The sequence below is a fragment of the Mesorhizobium sp. WSM4983 genome (genome assembly GCF_029625765.1).
Taxonomy (GTDB): domain Bacteria; phylum Pseudomonadota; class Alphaproteobacteria; order Rhizobiales; family Rhizobiaceae; genus Mesorhizobium.
In genome coordinates, this window is the sequence record NZ_JARTVM010000004.1 from 397,764 (window position 1) to 420,945 (window position 23,182).

Genomic DNA, 23,182 nt, shown 5'->3' on the forward strand with positions numbered 1-23,182 from the left:
GCCAAGTGGGGAACAATGGCACGCATCGCCGTCATCACGCATGAGTTCGACCGCTTCCAAAGCCGGCGCGGGCTGCTATGGCGCCGGGACAGCCCGTACATGCTCTTCGATCTGCTGGAGGAACTGAAGCGCCGCGGCCATTCGGTGCAGGTCCTCAGCGGCACGTCGGCGAAGCCGGCCGCCGATATCGCGGTGCTGCATGTCGACGCCACGGTTACGTCGCCCGATTATGTCGAGTATGCCCGCGCCTTTCCCTTCTGCCTCAATCTCGGCGCCGCCGACATTTCCAAGCGCCGCATCAGCGGAACCGTCGTCGGCAAGGACGACGGCTGGAAGGGACAGGTTATCGTCAAGAGCAGCCTCAACCATCGGGGAACGCCGGAACAGCAACTGAATCGGCGCGCGCGGCGCGCCGGCAAGCCGATGCCCTTCCCCGGCGTCGCATCTTTCGACCAATACCAGATCCATGCCTCGCTCGCCGACGCTCCGGCCGAGCTGTTCGGACGCGAGGACCTCATTGTGGAAAAATTTGTTCCCGAGCCTGAGCCGGATGGCTTTGCCGCCCGTTTCTGGCTGTTCTGCGGCGAGCGCGAGCGCTGCACACGCCACGTCTCGCCGCAGAGCCTGGTCAAGGGCGACGACACGATCCGTCGCGAGGCGGTTCCCGTACCGGACGAGCTTCGCGCGCTAAGGCGCAAGCTCGGCTTCGACTACGGAAAGTTCGATTTCGTCATGCATGAGGGCAGGGCGGTGCTGCTCGATGCCAACAAAACGCCCGGACGCGCCCGCAATCTGTCGAGCTTCATCGCCGCCGGCAATGCCAATCTTGCCGACGGCTTCGAAGGGTTGATCCGCCAACACGCTTAGATATTCATGCCGCCCGAGACCTCGATGCGCTGGGCGTTGACCCAGCGATTGTCCTCCGACAGCAGCGAGGCGATCATCGGCCCGATATCGTCGGCGACGCCGGCGCGGCCGAGCGCCGTCATGCCAGCCACGACGCGGTTGATCTCGGCGTCGTCGCGCACATGGCCGCCGTTGAAGTCGGTGGCGATGGCGCCGGGCGCCACGGTGTTGGCGGTGATGCGGCGCTGGCTGAGCTCCTTGGCGAGGTAGCGCGTGAACACCTCGATGCCGCCCTTCATCATCGCATAGGCGGCCGAGCCCGGAACCGAGAAGCGCGCCAGCCCGCTCGACACGTTGACGATGCGGCCGCCATCGTTGATCAGCGGCAGCAGCGCCTGGGTTAGGAAGAACACGCCTTTGAGATGGATGTTCATCAGCGTGTCGAATTCCTCTTCCGTCGTCTCGGCGATCGGCTTGCGCAGGCCGGTCCCGGCATTGTTGACGAGATAATCGAAGCGGTCGCGCTGCCAGGTTCCCTGAAGCGTCTTTCTCAATGCCGCGGCGAAAGCCGGGAAGGTGGCAACGGCGCCGGCGTCGAGCTCGAGTGCCGCGGCGCGGCCGCCGGCGGCCTCGATCTCGGCGATCGCCGCCTTCGCCTCGTCGGCGCGCGAGCGGTAGGTGAGGATGACGTCGACGCCCTTGCGGGCGAGGTTGAGCGCGGTGTTGCGGCCGAGGCCGCGGCTGCCGCCGGTGATGAGGGCAATGGGGCGAGTGGTCATGGCAAATCTCCTTTTGGCGATGGAGATCCATATACTCGCGCGGATGACCGATATAATCTGGCTCGGACTGCCAACTCTATTCAGGATTTGCGAACAATCAGCGATGGACAGGTTCGACAGCATGCGGCTCTTCACCCGCGTCGTGGAACGGCGCAGCTTCACGGCGGCCGCCGCCGATCTCGGCTTGCCGCGCTCCAGCGCCACCGCCGCGATCAAGCAGTTGGAGGAGCGGTTGGGCGTGCAGTTGCTTCGCCGCACCACGCGCCACGTCACCACCACGCTCGACGGTGAAGCCTATTACCAGCGTTGCATCGGCATCCTCGCCGACATCGAGGATGCCGAGGGCGGCTTCGGCGCGCATGAGGTGCGCGGACGCCTCAGCGTCGACGTCAACGGCCACATGGCGCGCACTTTCCTGCTGCCGGAACTGCCGGCGCTGCTCGCCCGATATCCGGGCCTGACCGTGCATATCGGCGAAGGCGACCGCCTCGTCGACCTCGTGCGTGAAGGCGTCGATTGCGTCATCCGGGCCGGCACGCTTCCCGACAGCGACATGATCGTGCGGCGTCTCGGCATCGCGCGCGAAATCACCGTGGCCAGCCCCGCCTATCTCGAACGCCACGGCGTGCCGCGCACGCCGGACGACTTGGCTGGGCACATGATGATCGGCTTCGTGTCGTCGCGCACGAGGCAGGTGATGCCGCTGGAATTCACCGTCGACGGCATGGTTCGCGAGATCGTCCTGCCGTCGCGGGTCACGGTCGCCAATTCGGACACGAGTGCTGCGCTGGTCCGGCTGGGCTTCGGGCTGTTCCAGGCGCCAAGGCTCCGATATGCGGACGACCTCGAGGCAGGCCGGCTGGTCGAAGTGCTTCCCGATTTTCCGCCGACGCCCACGCCGATCTCGGTGCTCTATCCGCCGAGCCGGCAGTTGTCGCCACGGGTCAGGGTGTTTGTCGATTGGCTGGTGGAGATCCTGGGGCCGAAGCTGGATGCGGGGTAAGTTGGCTCGCGGAGGGGATCGTATCCAGCGGTCGTCATCCTAGGGCGGAGCAAGGAGCGAAGCGACGCGCGCAGACCCTAGGATCCATGCCGTGACGCTAAGGCGTTGCAAGGATTGCAGAATTCTCCGCCGTTGCGCTCTATGACGGAGTCGCGGCATGGATCCTCGGGTCAAGCCCGAGGATGACGACCGTTAGGGCATGCCTGCAAAAACAGCCGCAACTGCGCGTGGATGATCGACTGGTAATCCTCGATCGTGCGCCGGCCTTCCGCCTCGTCCTGCGTCAGCGCCAGCCGCACGACGCCGCCGGCGAGCTGAAAGATCAGGAACACCACGCGCCCGAACGCCTCGCGCTGCTTAAGCTTCAGCATCGGCGCCACACGGTCGCAGAACATCTTCGCCTGATGCCGCGTCTCGGCGATGTCGAGATGCTGCAGCGCCTTGTCGGCCTGGATCGCGTTCTGCAGATCCTGGATCGCCGGATCCGCCGCGACACGGCCGTAGTAATCGTCGAGCAGCCGATCGGCTGCAGCGGTCACGTCATCCACTCCCCGGATATCGGCGATGATCGCGCCGAAGCGAGCCCGGCTCTCCTCCGAGAAACGCTCGTAGAGCATCGCCAAGATCGCCGACTTGCTTGGAAAATAATGGTAGACCGTGGCGATCGGCCCGCCCGCCAGCGCGCCGACTTCCTTCATCGTGACCGCGTCTATGCCCTTCTCGCCGATCAGCCGCATGGTCGTAGCGAGGATCGCGTCGATGCGCTCGCGGCTGCGCTCCTGCTTGGGCCTGCGTCTGGGTTCCGTCGCCGTTTGCCTAGTTTGCCTCATCTCGCGCGGGCAGTCGTTGATTCTCGGTTGACAGGAAACTGATCAAGTATCAGTTTCGTGAATGCTGACAACTTGTCAGCTTTTTCACCGGGCTGCAAGGGAGGGCGCCTCGTGACTGCAACCGATGCCGCGCATGCGGAAAATGGCGACTGGCTGGTCGGCAACCCGACCGGCCTGCAACTCGCCGCGGCGCTCTGGATCGGCTCGGTCGGCCTGCTCATCCTGGGCTTGCAGCCGGTGCTGCTCGGCGCGCTCTACAGCGAAGGTCATGTCACCGGTGACGAGCTGGCACTGGTCGCCACCGCCGAGATGATCGCGATCGCCATCGGCTCGGCGATCGTGGCGATGCTCCTCCCGGCCCGCAACATGCGCTGGAAGAGCGCCGCACTTTTGGTGCTGCTGGCGCTCGCCAATTTCTGGACCGCCTATGCGATGAGTTCCAATGCGCTGATCGGGGCGCGCACGCTCGCCGGGCTTGCTGAGGGTGGCTTGGTCGCCGTGGCGACCGAATTGATCGCCCGCTCGCGCCGGGCCGAGCGCATCGGCGGCTATTTCGTCACGCTGCAGACCTTGGCGCAATGCGCGCTGGCGCTGCTGCTCGCGCTTTATGCCGTGCCTGCCGCGGGCGCGGCCGGCGGCTTCGTCGCGCTTGGCGTTGTCTGCCTGTTGTCGCTCGTCGTCGCGTGGATCGTGCCGGACGACTACGCCGACCTGCCGAAGGACGAGCATTTTGCCAATGTGCTCACCGTGCCGGCGATCACGGCGCTGCTGTCGATCTTCTGCTACTTCATGTTCTTCGGCGCCGTCTGGGCATTTCTGGAGCCGCTCGGCGCCGAGTTCGGCATAGACGGCCGCACCGTCGGCCTGATGGTCTCGGCAAGCCTCGCCGCGCAGGTCATGGGCGCCATGACCGCCACCGTCTTCGAAGCGCGCATCGACTTCCGCTTCGCCATCACCGTCATCGGCGCCATCGCGACGATCAGCTCGGTGCTGCTCGCTTCCGGCCCTGGGCTTTCGGTCTTCTGGTCGGTGGCGCTGGTGATGGGCTTCATCCTGCTCTTCATCGTGCCCTACCAGATCCGGCTGGCGATCACCGCCGACGAGACGCGCAACGCGGTACTGCTTGTGCCGGCGGCGCAGCTCTTCGGCCTCGCCATCGGCCCGGTGGCCGCCTCGCTGCTGATCGACGGCCAAAATTTCCGGCCGGTGCCGGAATTCGCCGCGGCAAGCGCGTTGGCCAGCGTGGCGCTGCTCGGCGTCTTCGTGTTGGTTGCGCGCCGCCGCGTTCCAGCCTGAGCGGGAGGTGACGATGGCAAACGCCTGGAGCAACTGGTCGGGTTTCGTGAACGCCGCGCCGAAGCTGATCGCCACGCCAGCCGATGTCGGCGAACTGGCCGATCTGGTGCGTTCCGCGCCCGGTCCGCTGCGCGTCGCCGGCGCCGGCCATTCCTTCACGCCGCTGGTGCAGTCCGACGGCACCATCATCTCGCTGGCGAAGATCGAGGGGCTGGTTTCGCATCACGCCGCAGCCAATCGGGCACGCCTGAGGGCGGGGACAAGGCTTGGCGCGCTGATGCACATCCTGCAGGACATCGGCCAGGGCCTGCCCAATATGGGCGACATCGACAAGCAAGCGATCGGCGGCGCGCTGGGCACCGCGACGCATGGTTCCGGCCCGACGCTCGGCGCCTATCATACGCAGCTCGAGACGGTGCAGTTCGTCGACGGGCAAGGCAAGCTGCGCGAATACCGCCGGGCGGGCGACCAGGATATGATCCATGCCACCGGCGTCGCGCTCGGCGCTTTCGGCGTGCTCACCGAAGTGACGATGAACAACATCCCGACCTACCGGCTGCGGCGCCGCAAATGGGTGTTGCCGATCGGCGAAATGCTGCGCGACTTCGAGACGATGATGGGCGCACACCGTTCGGCAGAGTTCTATTACATCCCGTTTTCCGGCTATGCGCAGTTCATCGCCAGCGATCTCAGCGACGCAACGCCGGCGTCGCGGCCGACCGAGGATGACGAGGAGGGCCTGGCGACGTTGCGCAAGCTGCGCACCGTGCTGCGCCGGCTGCCGGCGCTCCGCCGGGCGCTGATCAAGGGTGCGGTCAAGAAGGTGCCGGCCGAGGACTATGTGCAGGACTGGCTCAACGTCTACGCCAGCGACCGTCGCACCAAATTCAACGAGATGGAGTACCACCTGCCTTACGAGGACGGTCCCCGGGCGCTGGCCGAGATCATCGCGCTGACCGAAAAGCATTTCCCGGAAGTCTATTTCCCGATGGAGGTGCGTTCGGTCGCCCCGGACGAATTCTGGCTCTCGCCCTTCCACAGGAGGCTGACCTGCTCGATCGCCATCCATCACGACGCGGCGAACGATCCGCTGCCCTTCATGCGCGCGGCCGAGCCGATCTTCCGCAAATATGGCGGGCGGCCGCATTGGGGGAAGATGCACAGCTTGACGGCGGCGGATTTCAAGAAACTCTATCCGCGCTGGGATGACGCAATGGCGGTGCGCCGCGACATCGATCCTGGGAACCGCTTCGTGTCGCCCTATATGGCCGGCCTGTTCGGCATCCAACAATGAGCGCCTATTTCGCCGAGCTGTCGAAGGCGCTCAAGGCCGCCGAAATCTTTCGGCCCTGCCTGGTGCTCGACCGCGACCGGCTGGACGCCAACATCGCGCTGGTGAAGCAGAGGCTGGCGCCGGGTCTTGCCGTGCGCCTCGTCGACAAGTCGCTGCCTTGCCTGCCGCTGCTTTCGCATATCTCCAAGTCGCTCGAAACCGGCCGCTTCATGACCTTCCATCCGCCGGTGACGCAGGCGGTGCTCGACGCCTTTCCCGCGGGCGATCTCCTCTATGGCAAGCCGATGCCGGTAGGTGCGGCGAAAGCGGCGCTGGCTAGAGGCGACGCCGGCGGGTGGTCGCGCGTCTGCTGGCTGATCGACACGCCGGAGCGCCTGTCCGAATACGGTGCGCTCGCCGCAGCGTTCGGCACCGAACTCCGCTTCGCCTTCGAGGTCGATGTCGGCCTGCATCGCGGCGGCTTTTCCGGTCCTGCCGAGATCAGGGCGCTGGCCATACCGAAGGACCTGCGCTGCGAAGGCATCATGGCCTATGAAGCGCATGCGCCGGAAATTCCCGGGCTGTTCGGCGGCGCGGCCGGCGCGCTGAAAAAGGCCGCGGCGAAGGCTGCCGAGTTCGTCGCGGCCCTCGATGCGGACCAGCGCCGCATCCTCAACATCGGCGGTTCCAAGACGGCGCTGCTGCATGGCGGCGGCGTGGCCAACGAAGTGTCGATCGGCTCGGCCTTCGTGCTGCCCAGCGATTTCGATACGCCCGGCCTCGACGGCTTCCGGCCGGCCGCTCTCATTGCGACGCCGACTCTGAAGGCGCTCGATCCGGTGCTCCCCGGCCCGGCGGCTATCTCCCGCACGCTGCAGGCGCTCGGCCTCTTCCCGAAGAAGGCCTGCTATCTCTATGGCGGCAAGTGGATGGCCGAACCGGTGTTCCCCGAAGGCATGAAGCCGAACGGCCTGATCGGGCTGTCGTCCAACCAGCAATTCATGGGGCTGCCGGCGGGCGCGGAGGTGAAGCCCGGTGACTACGCCTTCCTGCGGCCGACGCAGAGCGAGGCGGTGCTGCAGCATTTCGGCTCGCTCGCGGTGTTTGCCGGTGGGCGCATCGTCGAGTTCTGGCCGGTACTGCCGAGGGGGTAACGGGCGCCCCAACTGTCTTCGTCGCGATCCTTCGCGCCCCCTCTGTCCCGTCGGCCTAAATTTATTTGACTAAGTCAACTAATTGGTCGATCCTGTCCGCGACAGGAGGAACTCCCCATGACCATCCACGATCACCCCGGCAACAAGCGCATCGATGCCGTGCGCGCCTTCAACCGCTTCTACACCCGCCAGATCGGCCTGCTCGACGAAGGCCTCCTGAAGAGCCCGTTCTCGCTGACCGAGGCGCGCGTGCTTTACGAGCTTGCCCATCGCGACGGGCTGGTCGCCAGCGACCTGGTGCGCGACCTCGATCTCGACCCCGGCTATGTCAGCCGGCTGCTGAAAAAATTCGAGGAGCGCGGCCTGGTCGAGCGCGCCGCCACGGAGGCCGACGCGCGGCGGTCCTCGATCGCGCTGACGCCCGCGGGCAGGGAGGCGTTCGCGCCACTCAACCAGGATTCGCACGACCAGGTGCGCGCGCTGCTCGATCGCCTGGCGCCGACCGATCAGGAGCGGCTGGTCAAGGCGATGCGCACGGTGCAGGACCTGCTCGGCGACAAACCCCAACCCAAAGTGCCTTATATCCTGCGGCCGCTGCAGGTCGGCGACATCGGCTGGATCACGCATCGCCAGGGCCTCATCTACGCGCAGGACTATGGCTGGGACGAAACCTATGAGGCGCTGGTTGCCGAGATCCTCGGCGAGTTCGTCAAGAACTTCGTTCCGCAATGGGAGAGCAGCTGGATCGCCGAGCGCGAAGGCGAGGTGGTCGGCTCGGTTTTCGTCATGCGCAAGTCGCCCAAGGTGGCGAAGCTCAGGCTGCTCTATGTCGAGCCGTCGGCGCGCGGCCTCGGCATCGGCCGACGGCTGGTAGACGAGTGCATCGCGTTCTCGCGCGCCAAGGGCTACAAGACGCTGACGCTGTGGACGAACGACATTCTTGGCTCGGCCCGCCGCATCTACCAGGCGGCGGGCTTCAAGCTGGCCGAGGAAGAGCGCCACCATTCCTTCGGCAAGGATTTGGTCGGCCAGACGTGGAATTTGGAACTGTAGCGCCTTTTCCTTCTCCCCTTGTGGGAGAAGGTGGATCTCGGCGCGCAGCGCCGAGACGGATGAGGGGTGTTCCAGGGAACGCCGGCGTCTCACTCCGCTGGAACACTCCTCATCCATCGCCTTCGGCGAGACCTTCTCCCGCAAGGGGAGAAGGAGGAAGGCGTCTCAACCTTTGATCGGCACCCAGATCTCCAGCCCGCCATTGCCGCTGCGCGGATCGAATTCGGGGCCGTAACGCTCGAAGTCCGGGGCGTCGGCGATCTCATGCCCGGATGCAGGCAGCCACCTGTTCCAGATGGTATTGACCGTGCGTCGGATGGTCGAGATGTGCTCGCGATGCGCAAACACGGCGTATTTCTGCGCCGGCACTCGAACCCGGCAAAAATCCTTCGGCAGATCGGAGAACTCCGACACCTCGACGCCGGCGACATAGTCGAAATTGCCGGCATCGTCGGCATTGGTGCAAACGCCGTAGGCGACGCCGGGCACCTCGCCGGGAATGTTGCCGATATAGGGTCCGAAGCGCTGCCACAGCATTGGGATGCCGGCGCTGGTCTCGCAGCTGTAGCGCTCGCCGAGCCCGGCGATGAGAAACGCCCGGCTGGTCTCGAAGAGCGGCGGCTCGAGCGCGGTGAGAAGCGAACTGTCCATGAGGATGGGCTGCACGAGGTCGAGGTTTTGGGTCGAGCCTCCAGCGCGCACCAGTTCCGGCGTGGTGCCGAACTGGTCGCGGAAGGCCCGCGTGAAAGCCTCATGCGAGCCGTAGCCGGCATCGAGCGCGACCGCCAGGATATCGCTCGCGCCGCCCGCGAGCTTGCGCGCCGCTTCGCTGAGCCGCCGCGCCCGCATATAGCCCATGACCGACCGCCCGGTGGCGGCGCCGAAGGCGCGCGTCACATGGAAGCGGGACACGCCGCTGCTTGCCGCGACATCGTCGAGCGAAATCGCATCCGGCAGATGGCTTTCGACAAACCACAGCGCTTTCTCGGTCGGGTTCATGGCTCCTCGCATTTGGCGCGGCCACACTAGTCGGCGCGCCGACGGGCAGTTTGATCGAAATTGCGCAGTGCGCAATAATAGCCACGCGCATGCCGGGTTGAGTGGGATCGACTTGGCATTAGCGGCACGCGGAAGGGGTGTCCCGATGACGACGGCGACGGCCGATCAGGTGTTCCGATTTGGCGGGTTCACGCTCGACCTCGCCAAGGGAACGCTGCGCGGCATCAACGAGCCGCTGTTCCTGCGGCCGAAAGCCTACGCGCTGCTTTCGCATCTCGCCCGCAATATGGGCCGCGTCGTGCCGAAGTCGGAGCTGATGGATGTCGTCTGGCCCGGCGTCTATGTCACCGAGGATTCGCTCACCCAGTCGGTGCGCGAGATCCGCAAGGTGCTGGGCGAGGACATGGTGCGCACCGTCTCCAAGCGCGGCTATATGCTTGCCGCGGAAGCCGAAGCGGCGCCCGAGATCAGCAGCCAGCCGATCGTGGCGGTGGTGCGCTTCCGCAACGAGAGCGGCGATCCGGCCGACGAGGCGATGGTCGACGGCTTTGCCGAGGATCTCATCAACGGCGTGGCGCGCTTTGGCACCGTGACGGTGCTGGCGCGCAATTCAAGTTTTTCCTTCGCCTCTTTCGGCCGCGCGGAGTGGCCGCAGATCCGCGCTCGCATCGGCGCCGATTATCTGGTGGAGGGCTCGCTGCGCCGCCAGGGCGAGCATGTCGTAGTGGCCGTCAGCCTCGTCGACATCGCGAGCGCCAGCCAGCTCTGGGGCGACCGCTACCAGTCACAGGGCGCCGGCCTGTTCGCGATCGAGCGCGACATCGTCGAGCAGATCGTCAGCCGCCTGGTCACGCGGGTCACCAACGCCGGCCTCGAGCAGGCCTCGCGCAAGCCGGTGACCAGCCTTGCCGCGTACGAGCTCCTGCTGCGCGGCTTCGCGCTGCTGCGCGATCCCGCTCAGACCGACCAACGCGGCGCCGAGGCCTTGTTCGAGGCGGCGATCGCAAAAGATCCGAATTACGGGCTTGCCTATTCTTATCTCGCTTTGGCGCGCTCCCTGGACGGCGAGTTCGGGCGCGCCAGCGATGCTGTCCTGGAAAATGCGCGCGACCTTGCCGACAAAGGGCTGGCCCTGTCGCCCGACCAGCCGACCGGCCACCGCGTGCAGTCGCTGATCCGCCTCTATATGCGCGATCACGAGGCGGCCGAGCATCACATGCGCATCGCCTTGCAGCTCAACCCGTACGACGCCGACAGCATCGAGCAGATGGGCATGCTGCTCACCATGCGCGGCCGGCCGCTCGAAGCGCTGACCTGGCTGGCGCGCGGCATTCGCATCGATCCGCTGCATCCGCACTGGTACCAGTTCGACCGCGCCCTGGCGCTCTACATGATGGGCGAATATCGGCAGGCGGCGGAAGCGCTGGAGCTCGCGACGCGGCCGGCGCCCTGGATCAGGACGAGGCTGGCCGCCTGCTATGCCCAGATGGGCGACAGGGACAAGGCGCGGCGGCAGATCGCCCTCATCGAGGAGGGCGCTTCCTTCTCGCCGCTCGACTATGCGCTGCACGGCGTGCCGTTCGAAAATCCGGCCGATGCCGAGCATCTCTGCGAAGGCGTCAGGCTTGCCCTCGGCTAAATGCATGTCGCCCCGGAAGTGTGCAGCGGTTCTGGGATATCAAAACAAAAACTTAAGCGCGTCGCCCGAATCCGTTTCAGCGCGACGCGCTTTGGGCTGTGCCCGAGCCGCCTCAATCGACGACGACCACGATGTAGCGGCCTTGATAGGGCCGGTAGTAGGTCCGGCCGCAGCGCCAGACGTCGAAGCCGTTGACCTTGGTGCGAACGCAGCCTGCCGGCAGCGTGGCGACCCAGGCGGTGGTGTGCCTCAGCACACGCCATGTCGTGGCGCGCCGAGCGACGCCCGCGGCGCTGTGCGGTGTCCAGGGCGCCCCGATGCGGGCTTCGGCGGTACCGACCAGCGACAGGGCCGGCACGGCCGTGCCGACAATCTCGACGGCAGCGAGGCCGATGGCGAGCAACGCAGCGGCCGAGCGCATTTTCCTGAAAGATTTCACAGGCATTTTCGTTTCTCCTGAGGTTGGTGTTCAGTTCTAGTGGGAGGATGAAGCGGCCAGCCGGGTCGAACCCGTCAGCGCCGCCAGGTGAGCAACCACGAACAGCCAGTGCGCCGCGGTTGTTACGTAGCCGACGACGAGCACGTCGGCGGCGATGAAGAACTGCCAGAACAGAAGGTTGGCCGTTCCGAGCAGCACATGCACGGCAGCCAGCACGGCGTGCCAGTTGCGGGAGTAGGCGATGCGCCAGAGCGTCACGCCGATGATCAGGGCCAGCCCGTGCGCCTCGATGAAGCCGATGCCGGTGCCGGGTGCGTTGTTGAGCAGCACGGCTTCAGCCCCGCGCCCGAAGAACGAGCCGGCAATGTCGGTGGCGAGCCCGCCTGCGGAAGCAAGGACCAGGAAGCCGGCATTCACGCGAACGAGAAGATTTCCAAAGAAGGGTGTCATGATCGTTCCTTTCCGTTTTGGGTGATAAAGGTCGCCACGGCGGCGTTGGCCGCCGTGGCTGCTGGGAGGGCGCCGCTCAGGCCACCAGCGGCTGGGGCTCGGCTGCGGCCGCGGTCGGTTCGGCCGCGGGGGTGCTCTCAGCCGGCGCCTTGATGCCGAACCAGGTGACGTAGAGCGTCGGCAGGAAAACCAGCGTCAGCACGGTCGCCACCAAGAGGCCGCCCATCACCGCATAGGCCATCGGCCCCCAGAACACCGTCGGCGCGATCGGGATCATGCCGAGGATGGCGGCCGCCGCCGTGAGCAGGATCGGCCGCAACCGATGCGTGGTGGCGCTGATCACCGCTGCCCATGGTTCCTCGCCGGCGGCGATGTGCTGGTCGATCTGCGCGATCAGGATCACCGAGTTGCGGATCACCATGCCGATCAGCGACATCACGCCGAGGATCGCGACGAAGCCCATCGGAGCGCCCGAGAGGAGCAGCGCGCCGGCGACGCCGATGATCGCAAGCGGAGCGGTGAGCAGCACCAGCACCAGGCGCTGGAAGCTCATCAGCTGCACCATCAGGACGGTGGCCATGATGAACAGCATCAGCGGGAACACCACGAAGATCGAGGCCTGGGCCTTGGCGCTGTCCTCGATCACGCCACCCTGCTCGACGCTGTAGCGCGCCGGCAGTTCCGCCTTGAAGGCGGCGATGGCGCTCTCCAGCCGCCGCGTGACCAGCGTGGCATTTTCGCCCGGCGCGACATCGGCCTGGACGGTCACGGTCGGCAGCCGGCCGCGGCGCCAGATCAGCGGCGGCTCGGTCTGGTAGGTGAGCTTCGCCACCTGCTCGAGCGGCACCCGCCGTCCGCCGGACGCGCTGATCGTCAGGCCGCGCAGCGTGTCGATGCTGGCACGTTCGGTTTCCACCGCGCGGGCAACGATGTCGACGAGGTAGATGTCGTCGCGCATCTGCGTGATCTTCGAGCCGGAGAGCACCGCGTTGATGGTCTCCGATAGCTGCTGCGAGGAGATGCCCAGCGCGCGCGCCCGGTCCTGGTCGACATCGACCTTGATGACCTTGGCCGGCTCGTTCCAGTCGTAGTTGATGTTGCGCACCGAGGCGTCGCTGCCCAGCACCTGGGCGAACTGCTGCGCGAGGCCGCGCGTCTTGTCCGGATCCGGACCGCTGACACGGAACTTCAGCGGCCAGCCGACCGGCGGGCCGAGCTCCAGCGGCGTGACGCGGGCCATGACGTCGTCGAAGCCGGTCGACAGCTGCTTCTCCAGCCGGTCGATCACCGCCTGGCGCACGGCATGGCCCTTGGTCACGACCACCGCCTGGGCGAAGAAGTCGTTGGCGAGCTGTGCGTCGAGCGGCAGGTAGAAGCGCACCGCGCCCTGGCCGACATAGAAGCTCCAGTGGTCGATATCTGGATCGGCGGCGAGCAGCTTCTCGACGCGCTCGACCACGGCACCCGTCGACTTGATCGAAGCGGTGCGCGGCAAGGTGAGGTCGAGCATCACCTCGGGCCGGTCGGACTTCGGGAAGAACTCCTGGCCGACGAAGCCCATCGCCACGACGGAGAGCGCGAACAGTCCGGCCGTCGCCGACAGCACCAGCCACTTCGCCCGCATCGCCATCTCGAGCAGCGCCTGGAAACCGCGGCCGATGCGCGAGGGCTGATGGCTGCCACCATGACCCTTGATGCGATCGGGCAGCAGGAAGACGCCGGTGAGCGGCGTGAACAGCACCGCGACCACCCACGAGACGACGAGCGCGATCGCCACGACAGCGAACAGCGAGAAGCAGTATTCGCCGGCGCCGCTCTTGGCGAAGCCGACCGGCACGAAGCCGGCGATCGTCACCAGCGTCCCGGTGAGCATCGGGAAGGCGGTGGAGGTGTAGGCATAGGTGGCGGCCGAGATCTTGTCGTAGCCTTCCTCCATGCGCGAGATCATCATCTCGACCGCGATCATGGCATCGTCGACCAGCAGGCCGAGCGCGATGATCAGCGCGCCGAGCGAGATGCGCTGCAGCGAGATGCCGAAATACTCCATGGTGACGAAGGTGATCGCCAGCACCAGCGGGATGGCGACCGCTACGACGACGCCGGGACGCCAGCCGAGCGCCAGCAGCGAGACGGCGAGCACGATGGCGATCGCCTCGCCGAGGCTCTTGGTGAATTCGCCGACGGATTCTTCCACCACATGCGACTGGTCGGCGACCAGGCCGAGCTCGGCGCCGAGGGGCAGCTCGGCCTGCATCTCATGCATCTTCTCCTTGACGGTCTCGCCCAGCGCCAGCGCGTCGCCGCCCGAAGTCATCGAGATGGCGATGCCGACCGCAGGCTTGCCGTTGAAGCGGAACGTCGGCTGCGGCGGGTCGGAATAGGCGCGCTTGACCTCGGCGACGTCGCCCAGCCGGAAGTAATGGCCGTTGGCGTAGAAGTTGATGGCCTTGAGGCTTTCCTCGGAGGTGAAGCTGCCGGAGACGCGGATGGCGATGCGCTCGGGGCCGGCATCGACCGTGCCGCTCGGCGTCAGCGCGTTCTGCGCCTGCAGCGCCTGCGACAGCGTGCCGACATCGAGGCCGAGCGCCGCCACCTTCTGCGTCGAGAATTCGAGATAGATCTTCTCGTCCTGCTGGCCGATGAGGTCGACCTTGGCGACGTCCTTCACCGTCAGCAGCCCGGCGCGCAGGCTGGTGCCGAGATCCTTCAACTCGCGATGGCTGAGGCTGTCGGAGGTGAGCGCGTAGATCAGCGAATAAGTGTCGCCGAACTCGTCATTGTAGAACGGGCCCTGCACGCCGGACGGCAGCGTCGGCTTGATGTCGTCGAGCTTCTTGCGCACCTGGTACCAGAGCGGCTGCACCTGGTCGGCGGCCACCGTGTCCTTGAGGTTGACGAAGACGACGGATTCGCCGGGCTTGGTGTAGCTCTTGACGTAGTCGAGGTCCGGCAGCTCCTCGAGCTTCTTCTCGATGCGATCGGTGATCTGCTCCACCGTGTCGCTGGTGCTGGCGCCCGGCCACATCGTCTTCACCACCATGGTCTTGATGGTGAAGGGCGGGTCCTCCTCGCGGCCGAGGCCGCCATAGGCGTAGAGGCCGGCAAGGGCGGCCGCGATCATCAGGTAGACGATGAAGCTGCGGTGCCGCAGCGCCCATTCGGAAAGATTGAAGCTGGTCATGATGCGGTTCCTTTTCAGGGCGCGCGCAAGCGCGCTCCGCCGGCGCCTGCCGGCTGGCCAAAACAAATGACGGTTTGGGTTCGGTCAGCGCCCGCCGCTTGGCGGGCACTGTCGCAATTCAGGCCAGGCTGTGCATGGTGCCCGGCACACGGTAAGGAGCGCGCTCGGCGGTTCTCGGCCTGATGGCGAGGCCCGCGAGATAGCGCTGAAAGGCGGCTGCCTCCTGGACTGGCGAGGCGAGCGCGACATGGCCGTCCGGCCTCACCAGATAGGCTGCGTCTCGCTGCAGGCCGGCCTTCTCGGCTGCGTCTGTCCAGGCGAACGCATGCACTGCAATTCCTGTCGGTGCGAGCATCGCCCGAAAATCGCAATTGACCTCGCCATAGACATGGACCTGCCAGTCGAGCGAGCGCAGCGGCTCGAAATTGTCGCCGCCCGCGCCCATGACGTTGCCGGCGACATACGGCAGGCGGTCGCCGCCGCTGACCTTGCCCGCCATGCCCGAGCTGATCGGCCCGGCGCGGTACTCGATCGCCGTCTGCGAGATCACGCCGAAGAATGCGCGCGACCCGAACGATGTGTGGAGCCCGATGTTCATGACCTTCGGCATCACGTAACGCCGGAACAGGCCGACCAGTCGCGAGCGGTTGGTGATGAAGCGGAACACCTTGTCGGTGCTTTCGATCAGCTTGTGGGCAAAGGCGATGCGCTCCGGCTCGTAGCTGTCGAGCAGGCGCGGATCGGCACGGCCCTGCACCACGGCGCCTAGCTTCCACGCGAGGTTCACAGCATCGCCCATGCCGGTGTTCATGCCCTGGCCGCCGGCCGGGCTATGGATGTGTCCGGCATCGCCGACGAGGAACACGCGGCCGGCGCGGAAGCGCTCGGCGACGCGATGATGGACGCGATAGGTCGAGAACCAGTTGACCTCCTCGACCGTGACGCCGGTGTCGCGCTCGACATCGGCGCGGATCGCCTCGAAGCTGATCGTCTCGTCGGCCTCATGCGCCTTCGGCACGATGCCAATGAGGCGCAGCGAGCCCGACTGCCGGACCGGCATCACGATAGCGAAGCCATAGGTGCTGATGGTCGTGTCCATGCCATTGCGGGTGACGTTGCCCGTGCCCTTCACGTCGGCGACGTAGAAGGCCTGCTCGTAGGTACCGCCCGGAAAGCCGATGTTCAGCCCATGGCGCACCGTGCTGCGGGCGCCGTCGCAACCGGCAAGATAGGCTGCGCTGACGGTCTCGGTCTTGCCGTTCCGCGAAAGCGTCGCGATGACCGCGTCACCCTTGTCCTGGAAGGCAACGAGCTCCGTACCGCGCTCGACCTCGACGCCGGCGCGTTCCAGATGCGTGATCAGCACGCGTTCATGGATATCCTGCGGCAGCGCGAAGGCGAAGGAGTAGGGGCTGATGCCGCGGCCGAAATCGGAAAGCGGCAGCCGCGCTGCGACGCCGGCCGGCGTATGTAACGTAAGCCGTTCCAGCCGGATGCCCTCGGCAAGGATGTCCTCGACGATGCCGATCTGGCGATGGAACTCCAGCGTGCGCGCCTGGACGGCGAGCGCGCGCGAGGTTTCGCCTGGACCGGTGGCCTTGTCGAAGATGCGGACCGGGACCCCGAGCCTGGTCAGCCAGAGAGCGAGCGTCAGCCCGGTCGGGCCGGCGCCGGCGATCAGGACCTTTGTCTTGGACATGGTCATTTTTCCTCTCCTTCAACGATACGCACTTTTTCGCGTTCCCGCAGCCGGTTCACGCCGGCGGTGACGACCAGATCGCCCTTGGCGAGGCCGCCGCTGACCACGACACGGTCGGTCTCGTAGCGGGCAACCGTGACCGGCTTGAGCTCCACCGCCGACGAGGCGGACACGACCCACACGGCCGGCTCGCCGTCCTTGTCGAACAGCGCGCTGCCCGGCAGCACCATGACCGGCGCGCCGCCCATCTCGGCGCGGCCGGAAACACTTGCGCCGAAGCGCATCTCGTTGGGCGCATTCTCGATCGAGACCTTTACCTGGAAGGTGCGGGTCGCGGCGTCGGCCATAGGCGCGATCTCGCGGATGCTGCCGATCGCGGTGATCGCCGGATTGCTGAGCAGCGAGACAGTCACTTTTGGCGGGTGCTTCGTATCGGGTGCGTTGGCGAAGACCGCTTCGGCGATCGAGAACACGGCGTCGCGGCTCTCCGGATCGGCAACCCGCACCACCATCTGTCCGACATTGACCGACTGACCGGCTTCGGCTCCGGTGGCGGTGACGATGCCGTCGAATTCAGCATGCAGCTCGGTATAGCCGAGCTGGTCCTTGGCCATGTCGAAGGCGATGTTCGCCGACTTGAGCTTGGCCTGCGCCGAACGCAGATTCTTCAGTGTCGCGTCATAATTGGCGCGGGTGGTAAAACCCTTGGCGAGCAGCGCGCCGATGCGGGCCTCCGCGGCTTTTGCCTCGACAAGCACGGCCTGCGCCGCCGCGACATCGGCCTCGGCGCTGGCGAGCCGGTTGCGATAGTCCTGGTCTTCGATGCGGGCGAGCACCTCGCCCTTCTTCACCGTCGAGCCGATCTCGGCGACGCGTTCGAGCAGCTTGCCCGACACGCGGAAGCCGAGGTCGCTTTCTAGCCTCGGCCGTATCTCGCCGATGGCGATGCGGGTATCCGCGCTGAGCATCGGGACGGCTGCGATGGCCTTGACAAGCTTTGTCTCGGCTGCGGCGGGCTTCACGTTCGAGGCCTCGCTTCTGGCGCCGTGCCAGACCATGGCGCCACCGCAGGCAAGAACGGCGATCGATCCAGCGACAAGGCGGCGCCGCAGCGGCCTGTTATGAAAAAGTGCAATCATGTTGTCTCCATGACCAAGGTTGCGGCCGCGCTGGGAGGATGCGGCGACCGGGAAATCAGTTGGCTGGAGAGGGAGATCGGGCTTTGCGGCCTGTCTTTTCGCCAGCCCGATCTTCTTGGCGCTTCCGGCTCCGGAAATCCCGAACGGTTTCTGAAAATTTTCCGATGTTTGGGTGAGGCGGCCTTGGAATGGCGCAGGGAAGACGCCGATGCGCGGACGCTCAGACCGTCCAGAAATAGCGCACCAGGTGGAAGAAGATCGGCGCGGCGAAGACCAGGCTGTCGGTGCGGTCGAGCATGCCGCCATGGCCCTCGATCAGATGCCCCCAATCCTTGACGCCCTGGTCGCGCTTGATGGCGGAAGCGACCAACCCGCCGAGAAACCCCATCGTGCAGGCGACGAAGGCGACGGCCGAGGCCTGCAATGGCGAGAACGGCGTGATGAAGGCGAGCAGCGCGCCGAGCAGGCTCGAGGCGACGAGCCCGCCGATCAACCCCTCCCAGGTCTTCGACGGCGAGACCTTTGGCGAGAAGCGGTGCTTTCCGAACAGCTTGCCGAAGATGTACTGCAGCACGTCGCTGCCCTGCACGACGATGATCAGGAAGGCGACGAGCAGCAGGTTGCGACCCTCGAAGCCGGGCACGTTCAGCGTCAGCAGCGCAGGGACGTGGCTTACGCAATAGACCGCAATCATGATCGCCCATTGCTGCGCCGACACGCGCTCCAGGAAGCGCTCGGTATCGCCATGCAGCGCCGTGATCGCCGGCATCAGCAGGAAGCAGTAGACCGGGATGAAGATCACGAACAGTCCATACCAGGCCGTCCACACCAGCCAGTATTGGACCGGAATGACGATGCCGAACATGCCGAGCAGAACCCAATGGTCGCTGCGGCGGCTGTGCGTCAAGGTCACGAACTCGCGCAGCGCCGCGAACGAGATCAGCGCGAACAGGATGGTCATGCCGTAGCGGCCGAAGAAGAAGGCGACCGTCATCAGCGCCACCATGACCCACCAGGCATTGATGCGCTGGGTGAGGTTGGTGAGCGTCGCGCTGAGCGGCTTCGGCGCGCGCGCCGACAGCATGGCGGCGGTGGCGCTGGCGGTGGTCAGCACCACGAAAAGGCCGATGATCAGGATACTGATTTCGTGGCGCATCATTCGTCTCGATCAGGGCGGGGATTGTGCGCCAGAAGTTCGGCCCGGGCGCGTTCGAGGAAGGCGCGGCGTTCCTCGCCCGGCGCTACCGCCACCGGCGCGCCGAAGACCACGCGGCAAAGCAGCGGCACCGGCAGGAACTGGCCCTTGGGCAACACGCGCGACATGTTCTCGATCCAGCACGGGATCAGCTCCACTTCCGGCCGCGCCATCGACAGATTGTAGAGCCCGGAGCGGAACGGCAGCAGCTCGTCGCTCATGTTGCGCGTGCCTTCCGGGAAAATGATCAGCGAATGACCCCGGTCGAGAACGGAAAGCATGACGGAGATCGGGTTCTCTTCCGGGCTCGTCCACTGCCGGCTGATCAGCACGGAGGACAGCATGTCCTCGGCGATGAAGCGGCGCAGGCGCGACTTTCGCCAATATTCGGCGGCGGCGATCGCATGAGTGGTGGCGCGTTCTCTTTCGCTGAGGCAAGCCGACAAAAGGATGAAATCGCCATGGCTGGTGTGGTTGGCGAAATAGATGCGCTGCCGGTCCGATGGCTGGCAGCCGCTCCAGATCGGACGCACGCCGGTCACCGCCCGGGCCAGCGCCGACAGGCCGACCGAAGTCGCCGTCTGCAGCAGCGTGAAGGTCCGGAGCGACAGCTTGTTCATCCCGGCATCCAGAATCCGGCTGTCAGGAACGCGATGACGAAGATCGCGAAGGCGATGCGCTGCCGGGCAAGCAGGCGGCGCGTTCCGGCGATGCGGTCCTCGAGCGGGCGCGGAGACGAGGAGACAGGCTTGAGCCGCATGCGCGCCAGCACGTCGTCGACCGCGGCGCATCCCGAACGCTCATTGTCATGGCTCGCCATCAGCCGGAACAACAGCGCGTCGAAGGCGAGAAGCGCCGAAAACCCAAGCACCACGACGGCGCTTGCCGCGGCGACCAGCAGCGCCAGCACCGCGATCGGCGCCTGGAGCGCGCCGCGCGCCGAAGCGACCAAAGGCGCGAAGCCGTCGCAGACGAGCACGATCGCGGCCGGCCATGCGGCGTGCTTGATCAGCATCGCGGCAAAGGCGGCTGTCCGCTGCTGATAGGCTTCGTCCGTCATGCCGGCTCGTCCAGTCCGATCCGAAGATGCACCGGTCGTCCAGACGCGGCGAGCTGCTTGCGCGCCTGGGACGGCGTGTGCGAGCGGCCGCTCGCGACGAGCCATCCGGCGATGACGGTGGCACTGCGCTGGAAGCCGAGCGCGCAGCAGACCAGCACCGTGCCATGCCGGCGCGCCGGTTCGATCGCCGCCACCGCTTGGTCGAGCGTGTCCGCCGGCGGCGACAGCAGATCGAGCATGCCGAAGCTTTGCCAGCGGCCCGGCGCGTCGCGCGGCCGCTCAAGCTCGGCGGCGAGATCTATCACCGTGCCGAAGCCGTCAGCCTCGGCGGCGCTAGGGAACCGCCCAAGGAAGATGCCGTCGCTGACCGCCACGACCGGCGGCAGCTTGCGCGTCCATGCCCAGACATTGACCCTGGCGCCTAGGCGATAAGGCCAAAGCAGGATGCGGCTTGCCAGCGACACACGGCCATCCGCCGTCTTCTGGAACACTTTCGCGCCGGCCCCGGCATAGGCCAAGGCGACGATGGCCAGCGCCAGCGAAGGCCATAGAAGCAACAAGGCGAGGGCGGAGAAGAAGGCGCCGACCACAGCGCCCGTTAGCGCCAGAGCGGCGCCCAGCGCGTAGCATAGCGCAAGCCGCCATGCCCTGCCGTCGGCAGCCGGGCGGAAACCGGCGAACGGCAGCTCGCCCCGTGCCGGAAAGAGCCACAGGGCAAAGAAGCCGAGCAGCGCGCCGGTCGGGATGTCGATGAAATGATGCTGCCAGGTGGTCAGCACCGAGGCGCCGATCAGAAAGCACCAGCCGTGCCAGAGCCCCAGCAAAGGACCGGCGAGGCGCTGGCGCCAATGATCCCAGATGATCACCAACAGCGCGATATGCAGCGACGGCGCCTGGTTGAACGGCTTGTCGAAGCCGCCGAGGACCGCAAACAGGAAACCCGGCAGGCCGCTCGTTTCCGGCCGCACGAATGTGGCGGTCAGCGGAAACAGGATGAAGCAGGCGACGGCGACGATCTGCGCGGTGAGGTATCGGCCGGCCAGCCGGTCGACGCCCTGGCGGCTGTCGTTGAGCAGGAGCGACAGTCCGTAGAACAGGTTGATCGACCAGTAGGGCACGATGGTCCAGGCGACGAACGGTACATGGTGTTCCCAGGAGAACACGATGCTGCCGACATGATCGCGCGTCGAGGCGAGCCAATTGGCGAAGCCGTAGGTCGAATAGAAGAACGGCGCGAGGAAAGCGAGCCACAGCGCTGCGCGCAGGACGACACGCCCATAGGGCTCGGCGCTGGGTGAAAGTGGCGGGGGCTCGGCACTGGAAGGCATGCGGCGGTGGTCCTAAAGCCGCCTTGCCAGCGAGACGGTGAAGATGCCCCATTGGTCGATGCGCTGGTCGAGCTTCTCGAAGCCTGCCGCCTCGACCAGCTGATCCATCTCGCCTTGCGTGCGCCGCCGCATCACCCAGGCCTGGCCGCCGCGATGCGAGGTCAGGCTGCGCGCGATCATTTCGAGCTGCGGGTGCCAGGGCTGGTTGGTGTAGATAAGCAGGCTGCCCGGTTGCATGGCGCGGGCAAGGCCGCCGAGCGAGCGCGCAATCAGCGCATTGTCGGAGAAGAGCTCGTAAAGGCCGGAGACGATGGCGAGGTCCGGCGCCGGATCGAGCGCGGCGAGCCCATCGCCGTCGAAGGCGTCGGCGCGCTGGAACGACACGCTGGCCGGCAATTGCCGCTCGGCGATCAGCTTGCGGCCGAGCTCGACATTGAGGTCGGAATAGTCGCGCAGCCGAACGCTGGTCGGTTGCTCCCGGCTCATGTCGATCGCATCGAGGACGTAGCGGCCGTGACCAGACGCAATGTCCAGGATGTTGGTCGGCCGCCCAGCGGCCTTCAGCATTGCCAGCGCCGAGCCGATCAGCTCTTCGATGTGAAGCTTGCGCTGGCGGATGCCGCGCCAACCGATGGCGTCGAGGAAGGTCCGGTCGACCATGCGGCCGATCGGCCCCAGGCCGCGCGGCTCGTTCTCATAGACATAGTCGAGCGTCGAACCGGAATCGAAGCCGGTGGTAACGCCGACCTTCATGCCTTGCGAGAACCAACTGCCGATGCGGATGAAGGCGCGGCTCGTCGCCCAGTAGAGGCCCCTGGGCGAAAGCAGATCGAGCGGCGAGGCGAGGCGGTCGGCCTCGTCGCGCGTGTAGCCGGCGATGTCCGCCTGCTTCAGGTCTACAGCTTCCGCGGGTGCCGCGAACTGCGCTTCGAGGAACGGCCGGATCAGGTCGAGCGCCTTGGCGCGGTCGCGCTCGCCCAGCGTATCGTGGAAGAAGCCCGGCAGCACGTGGCGCTCCTTCGCGCGGCTGTCGAGATTGACGAAGAACTCGTGCTGCGGCGCGTGCCGCACCACCCAGTCGCTGCCCGACAGAAGAAGCTGCGTCGGCACGGTGATGGCGCGCGCATCGGCAACGATGCGCGCCGCGTGCTGATAGAGCTCGACCAGGATGTTCGAGGCGATCGGCCTTGTGATCAGCTTGTCGTTTTCGAAGGAAGCAATGCGCACAGGGTCATGAGTGAGAAGGTTCGCCTTGACGTAGGAATTGACGAAGAAGCGCCCCTTGATCTTTTGCCACAGCGCGATGCCTTCCTTGGCGAAAGGGACATAGAGTTTCACCGAGAAGGCGGGCGAGGCGAGCACCATGGCGCGCAGCTTGGGCGCATAGTCGTGCACCCACGCGGCCGCCAGCACCGCGCCGAAGGACTGCGCGATCAACGCGATGTCCTGCGCGGCAAAACCGTCCCTGGCGGCGATCTCGCGAATGAAACAGTCGATATCGCGCACCAGCGCGGCGAAAGACGGAGCATAGCCGCGCTCACCGGCAGAGCGGCCGTTGCCGCGCGCATCCCAGGCATAGAAGGCGTAGTCGGGCAGGCTGAGTTCGTCGACGAGATGCGCCATGCGGCCGCCATGCTCGTGTCCGCGATGGAAGAGCACGACCGCGCCCTTGGCCGTGGCCTGCATCGCCGGCCAGTAGCGGTAAAAGATCTGCGTGCCGTCATGGCTGCGGAAGGTGCGTTCCTGCGCCTGCCGCGCAAGGCTTTCCGCCGGCGCGCTGGCAACCTGTTCGTGAAGCATGGTGGTTCCCCCGGACGGC

General features: G+C 66.2%; 20 protein-coding genes. 7 read left to right on the plus strand and 13 right to left on the minus strand.

Annotated elements, in window-relative coordinates:
• The first annotated feature begins 15 nt into the window (after window positions 1-15).
• On the plus strand, window positions 16-867 hold the full coding sequence (locus tag P9254_RS16030) for a hypothetical protein (protein ID WP_278056931.1): 852 nt from the start codon (window positions 16-18) through the stop codon (window positions 865-867).
• Here P9254_RS16030 and P9254_RS16035 read toward each other — a convergent pair.
• Window positions 864-1,625: an SDR family NAD(P)-dependent oxidoreductase gene (locus P9254_RS16035; RefSeq protein ID WP_095778351.1), complete on the minus strand. Its 762-nt coding sequence runs from the start codon at window positions 1,623-1,625 to the stop codon at window positions 864-866. The genes P9254_RS16030 and P9254_RS16035 overlap by 4 nt on opposite strands.
• Before the next feature lie 103 nt (window positions 1,626-1,728).
• Between P9254_RS16035 and P9254_RS16040 the strand changes: the two genes are divergently transcribed.
• Window positions 1,729-2,628 (plus strand): LysR family transcriptional regulator, encoded by a 900-nt coding sequence (locus tag P9254_RS16040; protein WP_067324844.1) that lies wholly within the window; start codon window positions 1,729-1,731, stop codon window positions 2,626-2,628.
• A 170-nt stretch (window positions 2,629-2,798) separates the two neighbouring features.
• On the opposite strand, the gene P9254_RS16045 is transcribed toward P9254_RS16040, so the two are convergent.
• The gene (locus tag P9254_RS16045) at window positions 2,799-3,458 is read right to left on the minus strand and encodes a TetR/AcrR family transcriptional regulator (RefSeq protein WP_278056932.1); all 660 of its coding nucleotides are present in this window, start codon (window positions 3,456-3,458) and stop codon (window positions 2,799-2,801) included.
• Window positions 3,459-3,569: 111 nt separating this feature from the next.
• Here P9254_RS16045 and P9254_RS16050 point away from each other — a divergent pair, with 111 nt between their 5' ends.
• The 4 genes from P9254_RS16050 (at window position 3,570) to P9254_RS16065 (ending at window position 8,234) form a co-directional block, all read left to right on the plus strand.
• On the plus strand, window positions 3,570-4,754 hold the full coding sequence (locus P9254_RS16050) for an MFS transporter (protein WP_278056933.1): 1,185 nt from the start codon (window positions 3,570-3,572) through the stop codon (window positions 4,752-4,754).
• A gap of 13 nt (window positions 4,755-4,767) precedes the next feature.
• A complete protein-coding gene (locus P9254_RS16055) occupies window positions 4,768-6,048 on the plus strand; it encodes a D-arabinono-1,4-lactone oxidase (RefSeq protein ID WP_278056934.1) in 1,281 nt (426 codons plus the stop codon).
• Window positions 6,045-7,181: an alanine racemase gene (locus P9254_RS16060; protein ID WP_278056935.1), complete on the plus strand. Its 1,137-nt coding sequence runs from the start codon at window positions 6,045-6,047 to the stop codon at window positions 7,179-7,181. The genes P9254_RS16055 and P9254_RS16060 overlap by 4 nt, the downstream gene beginning before the upstream one ends.
• A gap of 117 nt (window positions 7,182-7,298) precedes the next feature.
• Window positions 7,299-8,234, plus strand: coding sequence for a bifunctional helix-turn-helix transcriptional regulator/GNAT family N-acetyltransferase (locus P9254_RS16065; RefSeq protein WP_067324852.1), 936 nt, complete (start codon window positions 7,299-7,301; stop codon window positions 8,232-8,234).
• Between the two features lie 165 nt (window positions 8,235-8,399).
• Here the strand turns inward: P9254_RS16065 and P9254_RS16070 are convergent, their stop codons facing one another.
• The gene (locus P9254_RS16070; protein WP_278056936.1) at window positions 8,400-9,233 is read right to left on the minus strand and encodes an AraC family transcriptional regulator; all 834 of its coding nucleotides are present in this window, start codon (window positions 9,231-9,233) and stop codon (window positions 8,400-8,402) included.
• Window positions 9,234-9,378: 145 nt separating this feature from the next.
• Here P9254_RS16070 and P9254_RS16075 point away from each other — a divergent pair, with 145 nt between their 5' ends.
• A complete protein-coding gene (locus tag P9254_RS16075; RefSeq protein ID WP_095801147.1) occupies window positions 9,379-10,872 on the plus strand; it encodes a winged helix-turn-helix domain-containing tetratricopeptide repeat protein in 1,494 nt (497 codons plus the stop codon).
• Between the two features lie 112 nt (window positions 10,873-10,984).
• Here P9254_RS16075 and P9254_RS16080 read toward each other — a convergent pair whose 3' ends face one another.
• From P9254_RS16080 to P9254_RS16125, 10 genes are all read right to left on the minus strand, one after another.
• On the minus strand, window positions 10,985-11,317 hold the full coding sequence (locus P9254_RS16080; protein ID WP_127242041.1) for a hypothetical protein: 333 nt from the start codon (window positions 11,315-11,317) through the stop codon (window positions 10,985-10,987).
• Between the two features lie 30 nt (window positions 11,318-11,347).
• Complete coding sequence (locus tag P9254_RS16085; RefSeq protein ID WP_067324856.1) at window positions 11,348-11,761, minus strand: hypothetical protein; 414 nt, start codon at window positions 11,759-11,761, stop codon at window positions 11,348-11,350.
• Window positions 11,762-11,837: 76 nt separating this feature from the next.
• Window positions 11,838-14,942, minus strand: coding sequence for an efflux RND transporter permease subunit (locus P9254_RS16090; protein ID WP_278056938.1), 3,105 nt, complete (start codon window positions 14,940-14,942; stop codon window positions 11,838-11,840).
• 118 nt (window positions 14,943-15,060) lie between these two features.
• On the minus strand, window positions 15,061-16,641 hold the full coding sequence (locus P9254_RS16095; RefSeq protein WP_278056939.1) for an FAD-dependent monooxygenase: 1,581 nt from the start codon (window positions 16,639-16,641) through the stop codon (window positions 15,061-15,063).
• Window positions 16,642-16,643: 2 nt separating this feature from the next.
• The gene (locus P9254_RS16100) at window positions 16,644-17,780 is read right to left on the minus strand and encodes an efflux RND transporter periplasmic adaptor subunit (RefSeq protein ID WP_278056941.1); all 1,137 of its coding nucleotides are present in this window, start codon (window positions 17,778-17,780) and stop codon (window positions 16,644-16,646) included.
• Between the two features lie 220 nt (window positions 17,781-18,000).
• Window positions 18,001-18,936 carry a phosphatidate cytidylyltransferase gene (locus P9254_RS16105; protein ID WP_278056943.1) on the minus strand — a complete coding sequence of 312 codons (936 nt, stop codon included), beginning with the start codon at window positions 18,934-18,936 and terminating at the stop codon, window positions 18,001-18,003.
• Window positions 18,936-19,595 (minus strand): lysophospholipid acyltransferase family protein, encoded by a 660-nt coding sequence (locus P9254_RS16110; RefSeq protein WP_278056945.1) that lies wholly within the window; start codon window positions 19,593-19,595, stop codon window positions 18,936-18,938. The genes P9254_RS16105 and P9254_RS16110 overlap by 1 nt, the downstream gene beginning before the upstream one ends.
• A complete protein-coding gene (locus P9254_RS16115; protein ID WP_278056947.1) occupies window positions 19,592-20,035 on the minus strand; it encodes a hypothetical protein in 444 nt (147 codons plus the stop codon). Before P9254_RS16115 ends, P9254_RS16110 begins: the two co-directional genes overlap by 4 nt.
• Window positions 20,032-21,363 carry a phosphatase PAP2/dual specificity phosphatase family protein gene (locus P9254_RS16120; protein WP_278056949.1) on the minus strand — a complete coding sequence of 444 codons (1,332 nt, stop codon included), beginning with the start codon at window positions 21,361-21,363 and terminating at the stop codon, window positions 20,032-20,034. Before P9254_RS16120 ends, P9254_RS16115 begins: the two co-directional genes overlap by 4 nt.
• Before the next feature lie 12 nt (window positions 21,364-21,375).
• The gene (locus P9254_RS16125) at window positions 21,376-23,163 is read right to left on the minus strand and encodes a bifunctional alpha/beta hydrolase/class I SAM-dependent methyltransferase (protein WP_278056950.1); all 1,788 of its coding nucleotides are present in this window, start codon (window positions 23,161-23,163) and stop codon (window positions 21,376-21,378) included.
• Window positions 23,164-23,182 lie beyond the last annotated feature (19 nt).